The sequence below is a fragment of the Megasphaera sp. An286 genome, from assembly GCF_002163455.1.
Taxonomy (GTDB): domain Bacteria; phylum Bacillota; class Negativicutes; order Veillonellales; family Megasphaeraceae; genus Megasphaera; species Megasphaera stantonii.
The window spans coordinates 53,651-71,780 of record NZ_NFIY01000013.1 but is presented as its reverse complement, the minus strand read 5'-3'; the positions used below and the strand labels follow the sequence as shown (position 1 = coordinate 71,780).

Sequence of the window (18,130 nt, the reverse complement as noted above, 5' to 3'; positions counted from 1 at the left end):
GAGGCCTTGAACGGCGTGCCGTTTTATTTCCCGCCGCCGCATCAGCCCTGGCAGCGGGGAAGCAACGAAAATACCAATGGCCTAGTCCGAGAGTATTTCCCGAAAGGGACGGACATCACACTCGTTCCAGAAGCCTATGTGCAAGCTGTTTTTGCAGAACTAAATCGCCGTCCCCGAAAATGTTTAGGATACAAAACGCCATACGAAGTACATTACTCTAAAAAGTTGCACTTAGCTTGACAATTCGCCTTTGTACGATGGTTTATTTGCTGATGCGACGCAGTGCTTCAAGTGCTGCGTCTATTTCTGTTAGCGTATTATAGTGACTAAAGGAAAATCGAATTGTTCCATTGGGATATGTTCCTAAGGTCTTGTGTGCTACTGGAGCGCAGTGTAGGCCTACGCGGGTTAAGATACCGTATTCAGATTCTAACTGGAATGCAACCTCGGCGTTGTCTTTTTTCGTCGACGTAATAGATACGACGGCTGTACGGTTTGTACAGTCTGATTTACCTGTGACGTGCAGTGTATCGGATAATGTGGATAAACCTTTCAAGAAGTGACTTGTCAGGTCTAGCTCTTTTTTATATATCGTCGCAGTTCCTTTTTCTTTCAAGTAACGTAGTGCGGCGTGAAGACCAATAATTCCAGGTAGATTTAATGTTCCGGCTTCAAACTTATCAGGAAGAAATTCCGGCATTGTTTCTAAATGAGACACGCTGCCAGTTCCTCCACAAATTAAAGGAAGCATGGTATCGGCAATTGGTGTTTTTACGAGAAATCCACCAATTCCTTGCGGTCCAAGAAGACCTTTGTGGCCGGTAAAACATAGTACATCGATGTTCATCTCGTCCATATTGATGGGCAGGACCCCGGCAGTTTGCGCGCTATCGACGATGAACAATAATTCGTATTGACGACATATTTCTCCTACTTTCTTTAGCGGCATAATGGTTCCACAGACATTAGATGCATGCGTCATAATAATAGCGCGAGTATTAGGTTGAATCAACTTATGTATTTCTTCTGTACACAATTCTCCATCAACAGAACAAGGGATAAGGTTAAACTTTATATTCTCACGTTGCAATTGAACGAGCGGCCGAACGACAGCGTTATGTTCCATAGAAGATATTAGAACATGGTCCCCTGGTTTAAGTAATCCTTTGATGACCATATTTAAACTCATTGTTACGTTTTGCGTAAAAATGACATTTTTATATTCTGAAAAATGAAATAATTCACATAACCATTTGCGTGTAGTGTATACAATTTCTTCAATGTCATAGGCTGGCGCATAAGAACCGCGATTGATATTGACTCCGCAGTTTGAAATAAACTCAGCTATCGAAGCAGGAACTGAAGGTGGTTTGGGGAAGGTGGTACAAGCATTGTCCAGATATATTTGTTTCATTAATATAAACCTCCTCGATACATATATATTACAAACAATGTATCATTATATAATCAGCAAGGTCAATGAAATATAAAATAATTTCAAATTAATGCCAATTACGTCAATAAAATGAAGAAATTTTTCAATGGCTTCAAATCTTGCTGTAATTCTGTTTGGTATTTAAGAGTCGATAAATATACGATATAATTTAGCTGAAAACTCACGTGAGATAAATATATCGATTTTAAGGAGGAATATTTTGCATGAACGAATCTTGTGAAAAGTTAAATATTGTGTTAGCTGGACTTGTTATAGGCGGAATTGCGGGAGGGCTTGTGCTGGCGGGAAATCCGGCAAATATGGGCTTTTGTATTGCCTGCTTTATTAGAGATATTGTTGGCGGATTAGGGCTGCATAGAGCCTCTGCCGTTCAATATATCCGGCCTGAGATTATAGGCGTTTTGTTGGGCGCTTTTGGAGTATCTTTTATTCGCCATGAGCATGCCGCCAAGGGCGGTTCATCTCCCTTAACTCGATTTATATTAGGTTTTTTTGTTATGATTGGCTGTCTCATGTTTTTAGGATGTCCTTTTCGCATGATATTACGCTTGGCTGGCGGTGACTGGAACGCCTTGTTTGGTTTGTTTGGATTTGCGACGGGAATCGGTGTAGGAGTATATTTTTTGAATCACGGATATTCTTTGAAACGGACATACAGTTTAACTCCGTTAGAAGGCATGATAATGCCAGTGACGCAGCTTGTATTATTGGGACTTCTTTTTGCAGCACCCATTGTTATTTTCTTCACAAAGTCTGGAGGCGGTCCAGGCGCCCAACATGCGCCTGTATGGATATCTTTAGCGGCAGGAATGATCGTAGGAGCGTTAGCACAGAAGACGCGATTGTGTATGGTTGGAGGTATTCGGGATATAATTTTATTCCGTGAATGGAAATTGTTGTTAGGCTTTTTGGCGGTATTTGTTTCAGCATGTATTGTTAATATCTTTTTTGGTAATTTTAATCCCGGCTTTTCAGGTCAGCCAATAGCTCATACCGATGGATTATGGAATTTTCTAGGTATGTTGTTGGTCGGTTTTGGGTGTGTGCTTTTAGGCGGATGCCCGCTGCGTCAATTGATCTTAGCGGGCGAAGGAAATACCGATTCGGCAATTACCGTATTAGGATTGGCTTGCGGCGCTGCATTTGCTCATAATTTTTCCATGGCCTCATCAGGAGCCGGCCCTACTTTGAATGGAAAAATAGGGGTTATCGTAGGGATTGTCATAGTTTTTATTATTGCAATTTTTAATACATATTACGTACAGAGAGGAAAGTGATGTGACGATGATAGATGCAAGGGGATTTTCTTGTCCTGAGCCTGTAATTATGTTGCGAAAAGCTATGATAGAGAAAGGGCCTTCATATGAGATCATAGTAGATAATCGGACATCCTTGGAAAACATAAGCCGCTTTGCATCGCACCAAGGATATACCGTGGAATACTATCAGGAAAACGGAGATTACGTTATCCATCTTACTAAAGAGTAGGAGCGACTTTATGTATTACATTGCTACATTTTATTCACATTTTGGAGCGATTCGTTTTAAAAAAGAGTCGGCCAACATTAATTCCCCTCAATTAATGCCTGTGCCGCGCCGCCTTAGTTCATCATGCGGCACTTGCGTTCGGTTTTCCGTTTCGGGAGAATTTTCTTTTTCCGATATAATAGTAGACGATGAACTCGAGCAGATTGTGCGTGAAACTGCGAATGGATATGAACGTATATATCAATCTAAAGTTTAAGGAGAGGTGAAAGTATGACGGATATTATTGCATTAATGAACATGGCTTCTTGCTCAGGGTGAGGCGCAAAAATAGGCGCTGGGGAACTGGCGCAGCTGTTGGAAGGTATTCCGACACGATATGATGAACGTCTCATTGTTGGATATGATAAAAGCGATGATGCCTCAGTATATGTTGTAAACGATGAACTTGCTTTGGTGCAGACCGTTGACTTTTTTCCACCTATTGTAGATGATCCGTTTTTGTTTGGACAAATTGCGGCAGCAAATGCTCTTAGCGATGTGTACGCTATGGGTGCGATGCCCAAACTTGCTATGAATATCATGTGCATTAATTCGGAAATGAGTAAGGATGCCGTGCGCGCTATTTTACAAGGTGGCTATGATAAGGCGTATGAAGCGGGCGTTCTGATCACTGGAGGACATACGATAGAAGACAAAGAACCGAAATACGGTTTATCTGTTACAGGGTTTGTGCATCCGAAGAAACTTTTACGTAACTCTTCTTCGTATGAAGGCGATGTTCTGCTTTTGACAAAGCCGTTGGGGGTTGGAATTCTCATGACGGCGGCGAAAGGCGGACTATTGGATAAAATGCTGCTGCATAACTTATATGAACAGATGGCTCAGCTGAATAAGACGGCTTGTCAAATTATGTTGTCATATGATATTCATAGTTGTACTGATGTAACTGGATTTGGACTATTAGGGCATGCATATGAGATGGCCCGAGGTAGCGAGACAACGATACATATTCTGGCGGAGGAGGTACCGTATTATCGGGAAGCGCATGATATGGCTTCTATGGGGTTTGTACCTGCTGGGGCATACCGCAATCGAGCTTTTGCTGAAAAACATGTCAGGATTGTTGGCAATATAGATGTCCCAACAATGGATATTTTTTATGATCCTCAGACGTCAGGAGGACTCCTGATTGCCGTTGCTGAAAAGGATGCGGAAAAATTGTATCAATCGTTAACGCAGCACTTGCCTTGCGTTAGATATATTGGCTACGTTACGAAAAAAGATGATGCGGCAATTATTGTGGAGTAATAGTAATACGTACATGAAAAAACAACGGCCCGGAAAAAACGTTTGCTTTTTCCGGGCCGTTGTTTTTTGGCGAGAAGGTGTGGGAATCGAACCCACCTAAGGAGTTGTTAACTTCTCATGCTAGTTTTGAAGACTAGAGGGAACACCAGAACCCATCCCTTCCCAGGACGCTTTTAGTATATCATGCGAAAAATATGCTGCCAAGTGACAGACGTTTTCCAAAAATATTCAAATAAGATTCAAGTTTTAGCTGTATAAATGAGGGTTCCTAGTGGTAGATAGCAGTGTCGGAGAGTCGGGATGAGGATAAATTTAATATTTTATCAATAAACGGCTTATATAATTCGTATTTTTGCGTTAGCTCATCTCTGTTATATTCATGATATTGTGGAGTTTGTGTCAACTGTTGGAAGAAATTTAAAAATAATTGATTAAGATGCGAATCGTCGATCATATAAAATGTATTCTGTCCGACTGGAATAACACGGGAATTTTTCTTGAAAAAACTAGTTTTGTAATTTGAATAGAAGGATAAATTGCCTTTTTCGCTGTGAATAGTGTTCGGCGATGAGGTGAGGATGCCAATGGAAATAGACGTATTTCTTTCAAGCTGCTTTAAAACGTATTGGATGTGAGCATAGCGTTCAGAGGCGCTTAAACGATATTGAAATTCTGTTAAGTCAATATAACCGGTTTCTAAATATTCCATAAGCGAAGAGAATGGAAGCACGATATGCAGTTGGGATGTATTGACGATTTCATTCCAAGTGGTTCGGAGTTGTTCAATAATAAATTTTTCTTCTGTAGGTAGTTGTTTTTGCAGATTGTCAAATACTTCTTGCGGCAATAAATATTCCATGCCATTTGTCAGGAAAAAGAAAAAAGTTTTCGTAGAATAAAAAGACATCCGATATCCGGGATCAAATTGCCAAAAGGTTTTTACACTGTGAAGCAAAGACGCTTGCTTTAATTTTTCGATAGCGCATTTTTCATATACAGATTGAAGAATTGCGGCGTTTTCAATACAGGTGCAGAGTATATCTTTATTTGGAAGAAATGTATACTGAAGCATAAATTTATTTTTGTAAAGGATAAAATTATTGCTTTGGGTGCTTTCTATCGGAAATATAGTGACATCCCAGGAAATATATTTATTGAGGGTAGTATATAACTGGCCAAGATAATTTGGTGTTTCGGCGATACGATGTAAGTTCAGGCCAATGTATACATTTAGCGGCATGTCAAGAGAAATATCTTGCAGTCCAGACCAAAAATCTACGTCGCAGAGCATACAAAAATCGTTATAAAAAATTAATTCTTGTGGTTCCGAGATAGAAATGTCTTTTTGATTTAATAAATTACATAATAATTGTCCCATATTTTGTCCGGACGTCATGAGGACTGTATGGGGCATTGATTCAATGAGCGGTGTTGATTTTTGAATAGAATTACGGTAAGCGGCGTTCAAATGTTGACTGATTTCGAATGCCAAATCGTCTGAATTGCGCAGAGCAAATCTGGAACAGAATTCTGATTCCCTATGATGTTCTATAATCAATTTTGCAAAGTAGCGCCCCATTTTAGTATTGATTTCATCAATAGAACGTGAAGAAGGCAACTTAACGCCGTTCGTCCATTTGCTGATATATGATATGTCGTATTCAACATATTTGGCAAGTTGCGTTGAAGGAGTTTCCGTAAAGTGCAGCAAGGCTTTTAGCGTTGCTGCGTACGATAATAGTTCCATATAGTTTCTCCTCCTAAATAATTTTGATGACAATAAGATATACTTTAATCATTATTCTATCATTTTGAAACAAAAAGGAAAGAGGAATTATTGTTTGAATATACATATTCAAATAATTGTCAAGTTTTGCTGTAGTTTTCAAGACTCTTTTGCATCATAATGAAGGCACAGTCCAAGAGAGGAGGTGAAAAAATGAACAAAGTTGTATTGCCATTAAAACAACATGTAGGAGGGGCATGCTTACCTTTAGTAAAGGTAGGCGACAGCGTAGAACGGGGACAACTTATTGCGAAACCGTCCGGGTTGGGAGCGAATCTCCATGCCAGTTATTCTGGAATAATTACTGAAGTGACGGAAACGCAGATTGTCATTCATCCCGCAGAGAAACAGGATTTTTCAACGTATGTACCCATTCCTGAATGTGCTGAAAAACTGGAAGCAATCGAAGCAGCCGGTGTTGTAGGTGCTGGCGGCGCTGGATTTCCGACGGCGGTGAAGCTGAAAACTAAAATTCCAGAAGGTGTATTTATTGCAAACGCAGCTGAATGCGAACCGCTGTTGGCGCATAATATTTACCAGATAGAGCATCATGCGGAACAGCTCGTTCGCGGCATTAAATATTGTATGGAAATAACGGGAGCGCCCAAGGGATACATTGCAATTAAACCAAAACATAAAAAAGCGGTCTTAGCGCTTATCAAAGCGACGAAAGCTGAGCCTAACATTGACATATTCCGGCTGCCGGATATGTATCCAGCAGGAGATGAACGCGTTATTGTTCGGGAAGTATTAGGTATTGTTTTGGAGCCGGGACAACTTCCGGGAACCGTAGGTGCGTGCATTGATAACGTGGAAACTATAAAGCATATCGTAGAGGCGATAGAGCTGCGTAAACCGGTTATCGATAAGGATTTAACCATCTCGGGACGCGTGAAGCAGAAAGAGTCGGTTTTCGTAAATGTACCGATCGGTACTCCAGCAAATGAATTATTGCAGCGGGCTGGCGGATATGTGGAACCTCGCGGCGAAATTGTCGTCGGCGGACCGCAGATGGGCCGTCCGGGAACGGAAGACACGCCGGTAACGAAAACGACGGGCGGTTTCTTAGTAGCGATGCCTTTCCCACAGGAAAAACGGGATGTCGGTATTTTGATTTGCGAATGCGGCGGATCGGAAGAACGACTGACGCAAATTGCTGAAAGTATGGGTGCAACCGTAGTTGCCAAAGAAATGTGCAAGCGCATGGTTGAAGTCAATGGACGATACAGGTGTGGCTTGCCGGGCGTGTGCCCGGGGCAGGCAGAAAAGGTCATTGCGCTCAAGAAAGCGGGAGCGCAGGTGGTACTAGTCGGGACTTGCTCGGAATGAACAAACACCGTTATGGGTGTAGCTCCTAGGTTAGGAGTTCCGGTTTATCATCATACAGACCACGTACTGCGGGCCGATGGTCATAGGCTGTATCGAAAACTTCCTACTAAATAGCTTGTCATTAGTTGGTCAATGTATCAAATGATTAGGAGGAAAGAATATGTCGATTACAGCTGAAACGGCGAAAGAACACGCTAAAGACCCTGCAGTATTATGCTGCCGTGCCGAAGCTGGCACAGTATTACAAGCTTCCAATCTGGAAGATCCTAATATTTTCCCCGATTTGGAAGATTCTGGATTGCTTGCGATTCCAGATAACGTTTTGAAAATTGAACAAGTTTTAGGGGCAACTCTGACAAAAACAGTTGATTCTCTCGTGCCTTTGACACCTGACTTGGTAAAAGGCGTGCAGACTACAGATGATTCTGATCTGGCAAAAGCGCCTGCTCCAGTTGTAGAAAACATTGCAGCAGAAGCTGTTTCCGGAGCAGCAGTTAACAACGTACCAATGGTAACTGCTAACGGTACGGTAAGAATTCACATTACCGAAGGCAAGGGCATTGATTTAGAGTTTCCTATCGGTGTAGGCGGCATAGGAACAGCCGCTGCTGTTGAACCCAGTGTTGCAGTAGCGCCTGTATCCGCCGGGGAAGAAGCGCAAACGCCGGTAGACAAAGTACCGGTAAAAGAAGAAACCGTTAAAGTTCGGGAGCTTCGTCATGATCACTTGAAGATTGAAACGGTTGTATTCGGGGATGAAACGAAAATCGAAGGCACAACGCTGACGATACGTAAAAACGGCATTTGCGAAGAAGCTGCCGATTCCCAGGAATTAGTAGAAAAACTTGAACTGGATATCATCACGCCAGATCGTTATGGTGAATACAGCAATACGATTATGGATGTACAGCCGATTGCTGCGAAAATGGAAGGTGAAATCGGCGAAGGCGTTACTCGTGTCCTCGACGGCGTCATTTTTATGGTAACGGGTACCGATCATAACGGCGTACAAATTGGCGAATTTGGTTCCAGCGAAGGTGAAATGGATCGCAATATCATGTGGGGGCGGCCTGGCTCTCCGGATAAAGGCGAAATCTTTATCCGGACGAATGTTACAATTGCAGCGCATTCCAACATGGAACGTCCGGGACCTCTGGCAGCACACCGTGCTTCTGATTATATTTGTGAAGAAATTCGTAAGGCTATTAAAAAAGCTGATGAATCGCTTGTCGTCGAAAAAGAAGAAATCGTTCAGTATCGTCATCCAGGCAAGCCTAAGGTCGTTATTGTTAAAGAAATCATGGGTCAAGGCGCCATGCATGATAACTTGATCCTGCCGGCAGAACCGGTAGGCACGCTCGGAGCAAAACCGAACGTCGACCTTGGAAATATGCCAGTAATGCTGAATCCGCTCGAACTTGTCGACGGCGCTATTCATGCACTTACATGCATTGGGCCGGCCTCGAAAGAAATGTCCCGTCATTACTGGCGCGAACCCCTCGTGCATGAAGCGATGCAGGATGAAGAAATCGACTTAGTTGGCGTAATGCTCGTCGGTTCGCCGCAGGCCAATTCCGATAAGTTCTATGTTTCCAGCCGTGTAGGACAGACAGTAGAATGTTTGGGCGTAGATGGAGCAATTGTTACGACAGAAGGTTTTGGCAACAATCACGTTGACTTTGCGTCGCATATTGAACAGATTGGCAAACGTGGCGTAAAAGTTGTCGGCGCATCGTATTGCGCAGTACAAGGCGCTCTTGTTGTAGGCAACAAATACATGGGGGCCATGTGCGATAATAATAAGTCAAAACAGGGTATTGAGAACGAAATTTTAGGAAATAATACCTTGTGCCGTGAAGATGCCATTCGCCAGTTGGCTATGCTCAAGACCCTGATGGGTGGCGGAACAATTAAAGCTGCGGAACGAAAATGGAATCCGAACGTAAAACAGAATAACATCGAAATTATTGAAAATACGCTGGGTATCAAGATTGATTTGGTAGATAATGAACAAGTACTGCCGAAGAGTAAGAAGCGTTTGGAAAAATATGAACCGGAAGACGAATAGAGATGCGTAGGAAAGGAGATGAGGATCATGGGAACTGAACATGAGTTGAAATATACGTCGAGCGAATGCATGTATGAAGGCGTTATTGTGGAAGTTCACGACGGCAGCGTTGCTATTGACTTGAAAGGACGCTTAGGACAACTCAGAATTCCTAAACGGATGATCATTTCCAATTACGATCTCAAAGTAGGGCAGGAAGTCGGTTTTCTTATGTCCTATCCGGAGGTTTTCGATGAAGAACCAGTACCGCATTACGTTCAATCGATTGAACGGCAAAAGCGGTTGCGTGAAGAACGAAAAAAATCACAAACTTAATCATGAGAGGAGAATCAGCCTTATGAGTTTAACTGTATTCGAAGGCTTGCAATCTGAGATTTATGTGCCTATTACGCCTAAATCCATTTTCACGCCTGTCACAAAACCCTTAAAAGAAATGCGAATTGCCTTGGCATCGGCTTGCGGCGCGCATTTGAAATCGGATAAACGCTTTAATCTTGCAGGTGACACATCTTTTCGTGTTATTCCTGATGAGACTCCGACGTCGGATTTAATGATTTCTCATGGCGGCTATGATAACTCTGACGCTAACAAAGACATTAACTGTATGTTTCCCTTGGATCGCCTTCACGATTTGGTTAAAGAAGGCTTTATTAAGGAAACTGCTCCATATCATTACGGTTTTATGGGCGGCGGCGGCGATCAGACTGCATTCCACGATATTACTGGCCCGGAAATTGCAAGACAGTTAAAAGCAGAAGACGTTGACGGCGTCATTCTGACTGCTGGGTGAGGCACGTGTCATAGAACTGCCGTGATCGTGCAGAGAGCTATTGAAGAAATTGGTATTCCTACTATTATTATCGCCGCATTGCCGCCGGTCGTAAGACAGAACGGCGCGCCTCGTGCAGTTGCTCCCCGTGTTCCTATGGGGGCAAACGCTGGAGAACCGCATAACATTCCAATGCAGCTGGGGATTGTACGTGATACGCTGCAACAGCTGGAAGATATTCAGACGCCGGGCAAGATTGTTCCGTTGCCGTATGAATATATTGCGCATATTTAATTGGTAGTCAAATTGCGTAAGCAACTGAAAAGCAGGTGGAAAAATGCGGGGTGAAGCGTTAAAAATACGGGTTTTTCATATGCAAGAAGTACGAGCTGGGAAAAACTTCCGTTTGGAGAATGAAAGATTAAGCGTTCCAACAGAATTTGCATATGATTTCCCGGACATTGAACAGCTGAGCATACGAATTTTACCGCCGCGGTGCCGGGATGTCCAAACAAATACGATTATGGATGTTATTCCCATATCGACCAAAGTATTGGGTACAATTGGCAGAGGCATCACGCATACTCTTACGGGAGTATGCGTGGTCCTATGCGGCGCGATTCGTGATGGAGAGCAAATGCATGAGTTTGGTTCTAGCGAAGGCATTTTAAATGAAACCATGAAGTGGAACCAGGCTGGCACACCTAAATATGATGATTACGTTATTTTGTTGGATATGTTGGCTAAAAAGGGCTGCAATTTAACAAGAACTCTTTGTTTAGATATGTTTGCTCTAGCTGATTTATACATTCAGCAAATCCGAAATCAGCTTAAAACCTTAAATGGAAAAGACGCTGTAGAAACTTACGTGTATAAAGAAGAATCCCATCCAGGAAAACTGCGGATTGCATTAGTAAAGCAAGTTGCAGGACAAGGGGCAATGTACGATACCTTGTGTTTCCCAAAAGAACCGAGTGGTTTTGAGGGCGGTATCTCTATCATTGATATAAATAATATGCCTGTGCTATTGACGCCAAACGAATATCGGGACGGCGCGTTGCGGGCTATGGTATAAGGAGGGATTTTCGTATGGGTATTGGTCCTTCCACAAAAGAAACGTCCAAGCATTATTTTGAAGACCCCTTGGTTAAGGTATTTGCTGCAGATCCTGAATGTGATTTTTGCGGTATCATTATTGTCGGAACGCCGCAAGATAATTATATGAAGCATTTGGTTGGTCAACGCGTTGCTGCATGGTTAGATGCGATGAATTGCGATGGTGCTGTTGTATCGGCCGATGGATGGGGCAATTCTGATGTAGATTTCATGAATACGATGGAACAGATTGGTCAGAAAAATATTAGCGTCGTAGGATTAAAGTTTATTGGCAAACAAGCTAATTTTGTTGTTTCGAATGAATATACACGTCAAGTCTTAGATATTAATAAGTCCATTGAAGGAATTGAGACAGAAATCGTAGGTGAAAATGCTGTCAATACCATCGATGCGGTAAAAGCCCTTGCTGCTATTAAGTTAGTTATACGCAAGAATAAACGTGACTTGGTAGGAGGCGAGGCGCGATGATAGTTACATTATTGCTGGGTTTATTAGGTGTTTTACTCATATATTTTTTATTTTTCTATATTCGAGATTTGTATACCCATCGGCATGATTTAGGATATGGTAGTTGGCCAATTAATTTAGGCATTGGTTTTATCGTAGACTTTTTTGATGTCTTTGGAATTGGTAGTTTTGCGACATCGACGATGCTGCTCAACGTAACCAAACAATTGAAACAAGATCGTCATTTACCGGGAATTTTGAATATTTCATTTACAGTTCCGGTAATGATGGAAGCCTATATTTTTATAAACAACGTTGAAGTGGAGCCCGTTACCTTATTCTCTTTAATTTTTGCAGCCATTTTTGGTGCAGCCGTAGGCGGAAGATTTGTACCGAAACTTCCTGAACGAAAAGTGCAAACCTATTTGGGTTTTGCTTTGTTAGTAACTGCAGTATTGATGATCGGAAAACAAACGGGAATCGTGGATTTTTTGGGAAGCGGCAATACTGCTGTGGGTCTTGATGGCGGTAAGTTGATTCTGGCGATTATATTAAACTGCATTTTTGGAGCGCTCATGACTTTAGGTTGTGGACTCTATGCTCCGTGTATGGTAATGGTATTTATGCTGGGGTTAGACCCTATTATTGCTTTTCCTGTCATGATGGGGTCGGCTGCGGCGTTAATGCCTGTAGCTGGCAAAGAGTTTATTGTTGCTGGAGATTATGCAAGGAAAATAAGCCTCTGCTTTACATTAGCAGGTATTGTTGGCGTATTGGTAGCGGCAAATCTTGTTATCAATATGGATTTAAAACTATTAACATGGATTATTATTGTTGTCGTAATTTATACTGGCATATCTTATGTGCGTAAAGGATTGAAGCAGCCTAGTGTATGAAAGATGAGAATGCGCTGGCAAATCAAAAATTAAGCTTTTGGTTTGAAAAAGTAATCCTATTTATTTTTGAGTATTTGAAAGACGATAGTGCTTACTTGGAAGATTCAGGTAAGCACTGTTGTTTTGCACTATTCGCAATCTCTTAATTTCATATTGCATGATAGAGCAGGTATTCTCTGGATAAAGGATGTTGCAATTTTTTAAGAAGAATCATAATCTTGGCATGTGGAGGCATAGTGATGACAAATCTAGTAATAGCGACAGCTGGTCATGTCGATCATGGAAAATCTACCTTGATTAAAGCTTTAACTGGTATTGAAACAGATACGACAAAAGAAGAAAAGATGCGGGGCTTGTCGATTAATTTGGGATTTGCTTATCTGGATTTGCCTAACGGCCAGCGTGTCGGCATTGTCGACGTTCCTGGACATGAACGGTTTATCAAGAATATGGTTGCCGGTCTACCTGGTATTAGCCTTGTTTTGTTGGTCATTGATGCTGGAGAAGGCGTTATGCCGCAGACTAAAGAGCATATTGATATATTGACTCTCTTGGGGATACAGGACTTTTTCCTTGTTTTGACCAAGGTTGATACCGTTGATGACGAAATGAAAGCGTTGGTAATCGCCGATATTCGAGAACAACTGGCGAATACTCCGTTAGCTGATGCGGAGCTGATTGAAACAGATGCGGTCAGTGGTAAGGGTTTGGATTTGTTGAAAAAAAAGATTCAAGACTGGGCGGAAACTCGTCCCGAACAAGCAAAAAAAGGGGACGCACGGCTTAATGTAGACAGGGTATTCAGCATAAAGGGATTTGGTACCGTCGTAACGGGGACGTTGTTGGACGGGTCAGTACGCATTGGTGATGAACTAACCGTATATCCCGGTGGAAAGAAAACGCGAATTCGTAATATACAGGTTCATGAGCAAAATGTTGTGCAGGCAGACGCGCCGCACCGTACGGCGTTGAACTTGGCTAACGTCAGCGTAGAAGAAATTCATCGCGGTGATGTCCTATCTAAAGTGCCGTTTCTTCAGCCGACATGGATGATAGATGCGAAAATACAGTGTCTTCGCAGTGCTCCGACTGCAATGGAGCTGTGGGATAGAGTACGTCTTTTAGTTGGGACACGAGAAATCATGGCTCGTATTGTTCCTCTCGGTGTCGACCAGATTGAACCTGGATGTGATGGATTTATGCAATTGCGCTTGGAAGAAGCAATTGTAATAAAAGAAGGCGATCGGTTTATTTTACGGACGTATTCGCCCATTTTTACAATTGGCGGCGGCGAGGTTCTGGATGCAGCACCTAAAAAACACAGACGGTTTAAAGAAGATGTATTGGAAAGTCTAAAAATTAAAGAAGAAGGAAATTTGGAAGATATTGTTGCCGATTTTCTACGCAATTCCTGTGATGTATTTACTCCTGCTAGTAAGATTGCTGCGTATTTAGGCTTGGCAGAGGAACATATTCAGGCTATTGTCCAGCATTTACGCCAGGAAAAAATTATTGAGGAAACGGCGCTTGGTTATATACATAGTGAAGTATATAAGAAGATGCGTGGTCAGACTTTACAGTTTTTGCTATCGTATCATCAAAGATATCCGTTGCGCAAAGGTATGGCCATTGAAGAACTTAGGTCTCGTATGAGAAATTTACTGCATATAAATCCGAAATACCGAGATATCCAAACGGAAGATTCTCGTTCTCGCATGCGGAAGTTATTATCGGACAGAGTTATTTCCCTATTCTTGCAACTCATGATAGAACATCAGTATTGCCGGCTGGAAGGCAGCTATGTTGCGGCAGCAAAATTTTATGTTGTTTTTTCCGAAACACAGTTGGCCGTGAAGAAATCTATAGAGACAACACTGGAGAAATCTGGATTCACTCCGTTGAAAGTGGAAGATCTTTCTTCTTTGGCGAAAGATGCCGATGCGGTTCTTGAAGCGCTTCGCGGTGATTCTGTTATTTTTTTAACGCCAGAATACGTTATCGCTAAGTCTGTATATGATCAAGCTGTAAAAAAAATTATCGATTACATCGGCGAATACGGTAAGATGACGCTTGGTGATTTTCGGGATATAACAAAGTCTAGCCGTAAGTCGTCTATGCTTATTTTAGAATATGCTGATGCTGGAGAAGTAACGAAACGAGTAGAAAATTATCGCGTTTTAGGGAAAAAAGGCGTGAAATAAAACTAGCTACACGGGGATAGATAGTGTATAATGAACTAGAATCGCTATTAACTATACGCATCTATTTAAAAGGAGAGATTCAACGTGATTGAACGCTATACGAAACCGGAAATGGGTCATATTTGGACAGAATTCAACGAATGGGATACGCTGAAACAGGTAGAAATCCTGGCCAGCGAAGCCCAAGCTGAGCTCGGCAACGTGCCGAAGGAAGCGGCCAAGGAAATTCGCGAAAAAGCGAAGTTTTCTGTCGAACGCATCCATGAAATCGAAGCGGAAACACATCATGATATTGCCGCCTTTGTTTCCACCCTTTCGGAAAACATCGGCGAAGCCGGCAAATATGTTCACCTGGGCCTGACGTCGACAGACGTAAAGGATACGGCCATGGGCTATATGCTCAAGCAGGCTTCGGATATCCTCATCAAGGATCTGGAAGATTTCCGCGACGTTCTGCGCCGCCGCGCCGTTGAATTCAAATATACGCCCTGCATCGGCCGTACCCACGGCATCCATGCCGAAGCGACGACCTTCGGCCTCAAGCTCTGCAACTGGCTGGCTGAAACGGAACGCAACATCGAACGCATGAAACGAGCCAAGGAAACGATCGCCGTCGGCAAGATTTCCGGCGCTGTCGGCACCTACGCTGACGTCGATCCCTTCGTAGAAAAATACGTCTGCGAACACCTGGGCATCGCCGCGTCGCCGATTTCGTCCCAGACGCTGCAGCGCGACCGCCACGCCGAATTTGTGACGACGCTGGCCGTCATTGCCAGCTCCATCGATAAATTCGCTACGGAAATCCGCCACCTCCAGCGTACGGAAGTCCGCGAAGCGGAAGAATATTTCAGCCCCAAACAGAAGGGCTCGTCTATCATGCCGCATAAACGCAATCCTATTACGTGCGAACGCATGTGCGGCCTGGCCCGCGTCATCCGCGGCAACGCCCAGGCGGCCCTGGAAGACGTAGCGCTCTGGCATGAACGGGATATTTCCCATTCGTCTGTCGAACGGGTTATCCTGCCGGACAGCACCATTGCCCTCGACTACATGCTCCAGACCTTTACGCGCGTCGTCGACCGCCTCATCGTATATCCGGAAAAGATGATGCAGGACCTGAACCTGACGGGCGGCCTCATCTACAGCCCGATTCTTCTCAACACCCTCGTCGAAAAGGGCGCGGTCCGCGAACAGGCTTACCGCTGGGTACAGCGCAACGCCATGAAGCGCTGGCTCGAAGGGGAAGATTTCCTGGAAAACCTCAAAAAAGACGAAGATATTGCTAAATTCATGAGCAACGAAGACATCGAAGCCTGCTTCGACGTTCATAAGATGCTCAGCCATGTCGATACGATTTTTGCCCGCTTTGGCCTCTAATTCGCCTACAGGCAAGATAAAAGGCAGCTCCGTTGCGAGCTGCCTTTTTTTAACAAATGAAATCGGTTAGGAGTTCTGCGGAAAGGAGCGATGGACATGTATTACTTTGACAACGCCGCGACGACGGCGCAGAAGCCGCAGGCCGTGGCCCAGGCCGTGTACGACGCCCTCAGCGGCGGCCTGCTGGGCAATCCTTCCCGGGGCGCCCACGCCTATTCGCTGCGAGCCTACGGGTTAGTGCTGCAGGCGAAGGAATTGATTAAGACGCTGTTTCATGCCGGCGAGGCGTACGACGTGGCCTTTACGCATAATTCCACGGCGGCTCTCAACATGGTGCTGAAAGGGCTGCTCGGAGCGGGTGATCACGTCCTGACGACGACATGGGAACACAACGCCGTCCTGCGGCCCCTGTATCAGCTGGAGCAGCAGGGAACGGCCGTCGATTTTATCGGCTCGGAAGCCGGCACGGGGGCCCTGCGGTACGATGAACTGGAACAGAAGCTGCGGCCGTCGACGAAGGCCGTCGTGTGCAACCATGCATCGAACGTGACGGGCAACGTCATGGACTTGGAACGCATCAGGGCCTTCTGCCGGAACCATTCCCTGATGCTCGTCGTCGATGCGTCCCAATCGGCCGGGGCCTATCCTATCGATTTGTCCGACGGCGTCGTCACGGCCCTGTGCTTTACGGGCCATAAATCGCTCTATGGGCCGGGAGGAACGGGCGGCGTCTGCATCCGAAAGGACGCGGAGGTGCGGCCGTATATTACGGGAGGCGACGGCGTCCATTCCTTTGCCCGCGAACAGCCGAAGGAGATTCCAGGCGTATTCGAAGCGGGCACGGCCAACGTCGCCGGGATTGCCGGCCTGGCTGCAGGCGTGCAGGTGCTGCTTGACGAAGGCTTAGAGGCGGCAGTCCGCCATCAGGATCGTCTGGGACGCATCTTTACGGAAGGAATTCGGGACCTGCCGAACGTTACGCTGTACGGCGACTTTTCCGGCCCTCGCGTCGGCGTATACGCCCTGAATGTCGGCGACGCCGATTCGGCCTTGGTCAGCGATATCTTATGGGATCAATACGGCATGGCGACGCGGTCTGGATTTCACTGCGCCCCGCTCATGCACGAGCAGCTCCATACGGAGCGGCGCGGCGCCGTGCGCTTTTCCTTTTCCCGGTTTACGACGGAAGACGACGTCGCGGCGGCCGTACGAGCCCTGCAGGATATTGCCGCCATGGAGACGTGAGATTGTCGGAACATGATGAAATAGAACGTATCGTATAAGGAGGAATGGCAACATGTTTAAAATCGATATGACGGGCAAGGCCTGCCCGCTTCCGGTAATACAAACCCATAAAGCCCTGAAGGAACACGATGTAGTAGAAACGATTGTCGACAACCGGATTGCGACGGAAAACTTGAAGCGCCTGGCCGATCAGCTGGGCTGCACGTATACGCTGACGGAAGAAGCGACGGATCGCTACGTCGTCGTCATCGCCAAGAACGGGCAGGCGGCGGTCTCGTCTCCAGCAGCCGAAACGGCGAAGGCCGCCGATTCGTATATCGTCGTCGTCAATTCGCCGTACATGGGCGTCGGCGACGAGGCCTTCGGCAAAAGCCTGCTCAAGACCTTCCTGTATACCCTGACGGAGCAGGACGTCCTGCCTCAGTGCGTCGTCTTTTACAACGGCGGCGTGCCCCTGGTAACGGAAGGCTCGGAATCGCTGGAAGACCTGCAGAAGCTGGCGCAGATGGGTGTGCCGATTTACGCCTGCGGCGCCTGCCTCAATTTTTACGGGCTGACGGATAAAGTCGCTGTCGGCGAAATCACGAATATGTACCGCATCGTCGAATTGATGCGGACGGCCGACCGTATTGTCAAGCCGTAGG

18 protein-coding genes, 1 tRNA gene and 1 pseudogene are annotated in these 18,130 nt (G+C 44.9%); 17 read left to right on the top strand and 3 right to left on the bottom strand.

What is annotated here, in order from left to right; translation table 11 throughout:
- Positions 1 to 240: pseudogene (locus tag B5F80_RS11350) on the top strand (IS30 family transposase); the annotation flags it as partial.
- 22 nt (positions 241 to 262) lie between these two features.
- Here B5F80_RS11350 and B5F80_RS07390 read toward each other — a convergent pair.
- On the bottom strand, positions 263 to 1,414 hold the full coding sequence (locus B5F80_RS07390) for an aminotransferase class V-fold PLP-dependent enzyme (RefSeq protein WP_087478180.1): 1,152 nt from the start codon (positions 1,412 to 1,414) through the stop codon (positions 263 to 265).
- Positions 1,415 to 1,659: 245 nt separating this feature from the next.
- Between B5F80_RS07390 and yedE the strand changes: the two genes are divergently transcribed.
- The 4 genes from yedE to selD are packed head-to-tail and all read left to right on the top strand — an operon-like array spanning position 1,660 to position 4,252.
- Entirely contained in the window at positions 1,660 to 2,733 is a 1,074-nt protein-coding gene (gene yedE / locus B5F80_RS07385) for a YedE family putative selenium transporter (RefSeq protein ID WP_087478179.1), read from the top strand.
- Between the two features lie 7 nt (positions 2,734 to 2,740).
- On the top strand, positions 2,741 to 2,944 hold the full coding sequence (locus B5F80_RS07380) for a sulfurtransferase TusA family protein (protein ID WP_204246365.1): 204 nt from the start codon (positions 2,741 to 2,743) through the stop codon (positions 2,942 to 2,944).
- A 10-nt stretch (positions 2,945 to 2,954) separates the two neighbouring features.
- Complete coding sequence (locus B5F80_RS07375; protein ID WP_087478177.1) at positions 2,955 to 3,200, top strand: DUF3343 domain-containing protein; 246 nt, start codon at positions 2,955 to 2,957, stop codon at positions 3,198 to 3,200.
- Positions 3,201 to 3,214: 14 nt separating this feature from the next.
- Positions 3,215 to 4,252 (top strand): selenide, water dikinase SelD, encoded by a 1,038-nt coding sequence (gene selD, locus B5F80_RS07370; protein ID WP_087478176.1) that lies wholly within the window; start codon positions 3,215 to 3,217, stop codon positions 4,250 to 4,252.
- Between the two features lie 67 nt (positions 4,253 to 4,319).
- On the opposite strand, the gene B5F80_RS11280 is transcribed toward selD, so the two are convergent.
- Positions 4,320 to 4,416 (bottom strand) — tRNA-Sec (locus B5F80_RS11280).
- A 104-nt stretch (positions 4,417 to 4,520) separates the two neighbouring features.
- Positions 4,521 to 5,999: a hypothetical protein gene (locus B5F80_RS07365; RefSeq protein WP_087478175.1), complete on the bottom strand. Its 1,479-nt coding sequence runs from the start codon at positions 5,997 to 5,999 to the stop codon at positions 4,521 to 4,523.
- Between the two features lie 192 nt (positions 6,000 to 6,191).
- On the opposite strand from B5F80_RS07365, the gene prdC reads away from it, so the two are divergent.
- The 12 genes from prdC to yedF all read left to right on the top strand — a co-directional run bounded on the left by prdC (position 6,192) and on the right by yedF (position 18,129).
- A complete protein-coding gene (gene prdC, locus B5F80_RS07360) occupies positions 6,192 to 7,481 on the top strand; it encodes a proline reductase-associated electron transfer protein PrdC (protein WP_267312905.1) in 1,290 nt (429 codons plus the stop codon).
- Between the two features lie 46 nt (positions 7,482 to 7,527).
- On the top strand, positions 7,528 to 9,435 hold the full coding sequence (prdA, locus tag B5F80_RS07355; protein WP_087478173.1) for a D-proline reductase (dithiol) proprotein PrdA: 1,908 nt from the start codon (positions 7,528 to 7,530) through the stop codon (positions 9,433 to 9,435).
- A 27-nt stretch (positions 9,436 to 9,462) separates the two neighbouring features.
- Positions 9,463 to 9,750, top strand: a complete 288-nt coding sequence (locus B5F80_RS07350) for a CBO2463/CBO2479 domain-containing protein (RefSeq protein ID WP_087478172.1) — start codon at positions 9,463 to 9,465, stop codon at positions 9,748 to 9,750.
- A 22-nt stretch (positions 9,751 to 9,772) separates the two neighbouring features.
- A complete protein-coding gene (gene prdB / locus B5F80_RS11460; protein ID WP_255376419.1) occupies positions 9,773 to 10,498 on the top strand; it encodes a D-proline reductase (dithiol) protein PrdB in 726 nt (241 codons plus the stop codon).
- Between the two features lie 43 nt (positions 10,499 to 10,541).
- Positions 10,542 to 11,279, top strand: coding sequence for a proline reductase cluster protein PrdD (gene prdD / locus B5F80_RS07340; RefSeq protein ID WP_087478170.1), 738 nt, complete (start codon positions 10,542 to 10,544; stop codon positions 11,277 to 11,279).
- Positions 11,280 to 11,293: 14 nt separating this feature from the next.
- Positions 11,294 to 11,788: a glycine/sarcosine/betaine reductase component B subunit gene (locus B5F80_RS07335; protein ID WP_087478169.1), complete on the top strand. Its 495-nt coding sequence runs from the start codon at positions 11,294 to 11,296 to the stop codon at positions 11,786 to 11,788.
- Positions 11,785 to 12,663 carry a sulfite exporter TauE/SafE family protein gene (locus B5F80_RS07330; protein WP_204246363.1) on the top strand — a complete coding sequence of 293 codons (879 nt, stop codon included), beginning with the start codon at positions 11,785 to 11,787 and terminating at the stop codon, positions 12,661 to 12,663. The genes B5F80_RS07335 and B5F80_RS07330 overlap by 4 nt, the downstream gene beginning before the upstream one ends.
- Positions 12,660 to 12,809, top strand: coding sequence for a hypothetical protein (locus B5F80_RS11275; RefSeq protein WP_158099965.1), 150 nt, complete (start codon positions 12,660 to 12,662; stop codon positions 12,807 to 12,809). The genes B5F80_RS07330 and B5F80_RS11275 overlap by 4 nt, the downstream gene beginning before the upstream one ends.
- 93 nt (positions 12,810 to 12,902) lie before the next feature.
- Positions 12,903 to 14,864 carry a selenocysteine-specific translation elongation factor gene (gene selB / locus B5F80_RS07325; protein WP_087478168.1) on the top strand — a complete coding sequence of 654 codons (1,962 nt, stop codon included), beginning with the start codon at positions 12,903 to 12,905 and terminating at the stop codon, positions 14,862 to 14,864.
- A gap of 84 nt (positions 14,865 to 14,948) precedes the next feature.
- The gene (purB, locus tag B5F80_RS07320) at positions 14,949 to 16,241 is read left to right on the top strand and encodes an adenylosuccinate lyase (RefSeq protein WP_087478167.1); all 1,293 of its coding nucleotides are present in this window, start codon (positions 14,949 to 14,951) and stop codon (positions 16,239 to 16,241) included.
- A 96-nt stretch (positions 16,242 to 16,337) separates the two neighbouring features.
- On the top strand, positions 16,338 to 17,486 hold the full coding sequence (locus B5F80_RS07315; RefSeq protein ID WP_087478166.1) for an aminotransferase class V-fold PLP-dependent enzyme: 1,149 nt from the start codon (positions 16,338 to 16,340) through the stop codon (positions 17,484 to 17,486).
- 52 nt (positions 17,487 to 17,538) lie between these two features.
- Positions 17,539 to 18,129: a sulfurtransferase-like selenium metabolism protein YedF gene (gene yedF / locus B5F80_RS07310; RefSeq protein WP_087478165.1), complete on the top strand. Its 591-nt coding sequence runs from the start codon at positions 17,539 to 17,541 to the stop codon at positions 18,127 to 18,129.
- Position 18,130 lies beyond the last annotated feature (1 nt).

Coding starts and splice junctions, on each gene's coding strand:
- B5F80_RS07390 (WP_087478180.1), bottom strand. CDS start 1,414: ATGAAACAAATATATCTGGACAATGCTTGTACCACCTTCCCCAAACCA.
- yedE (WP_087478179.1), top strand. CDS start 1,660: ATGAACGAATCTTGTGAAAAGTTAAATATTGTGTTAGCTGGACTTGTT.
- B5F80_RS07380 (WP_204246365.1), top strand. CDS start 2,741: ATGATAGATGCAAGGGGATTTTCTTGTCCTGAGCCTGTAATTATGTTG.
- B5F80_RS07375 (WP_087478177.1), top strand. CDS start 2,955: ATGTATTACATTGCTACATTTTATTCACATTTTGGAGCGATTCGTTTT.
- B5F80_RS07365 (WP_087478175.1), bottom strand. CDS start 5,999: ATGGAACTATTATCGTACGCAGCAACGCTAAAAGCCTTGCTGCACTTT.
- prdA (WP_087478173.1), top strand. CDS start 7,528: ATGTCGATTACAGCTGAAACGGCGAAAGAACACGCTAAAGACCCTGCA.
- B5F80_RS07350 (WP_087478172.1), top strand. CDS start 9,463: ATGGGAACTGAACATGAGTTGAAATATACGTCGAGCGAATGCATGTAT.
- prdD (WP_087478170.1), top strand. CDS start 10,542: ATGCGGGGTGAAGCGTTAAAAATACGGGTTTTTCATATGCAAGAAGTA.
- B5F80_RS07335 (WP_087478169.1), top strand. CDS start 11,294: ATGGGTATTGGTCCTTCCACAAAAGAAACGTCCAAGCATTATTTTGAA.
- B5F80_RS07330 (WP_204246363.1), top strand. CDS start 11,785: ATGATAGTTACATTATTGCTGGGTTTATTAGGTGTTTTACTCATATAT.
- B5F80_RS11275 (WP_158099965.1), top strand. CDS start 12,660: ATGAAAGATGAGAATGCGCTGGCAAATCAAAAATTAAGCTTTTGGTTT.
- selB (WP_087478168.1), top strand. CDS start 12,903: ATGACAAATCTAGTAATAGCGACAGCTGGTCATGTCGATCATGGAAAA.
- B5F80_RS07315 (WP_087478166.1), top strand. CDS start 16,338: ATGTATTACTTTGACAACGCCGCGACGACGGCGCAGAAGCCGCAGGCC.
- yedF (WP_087478165.1), top strand. CDS start 17,539: ATGTTTAAAATCGATATGACGGGCAAGGCCTGCCCGCTTCCGGTAATA.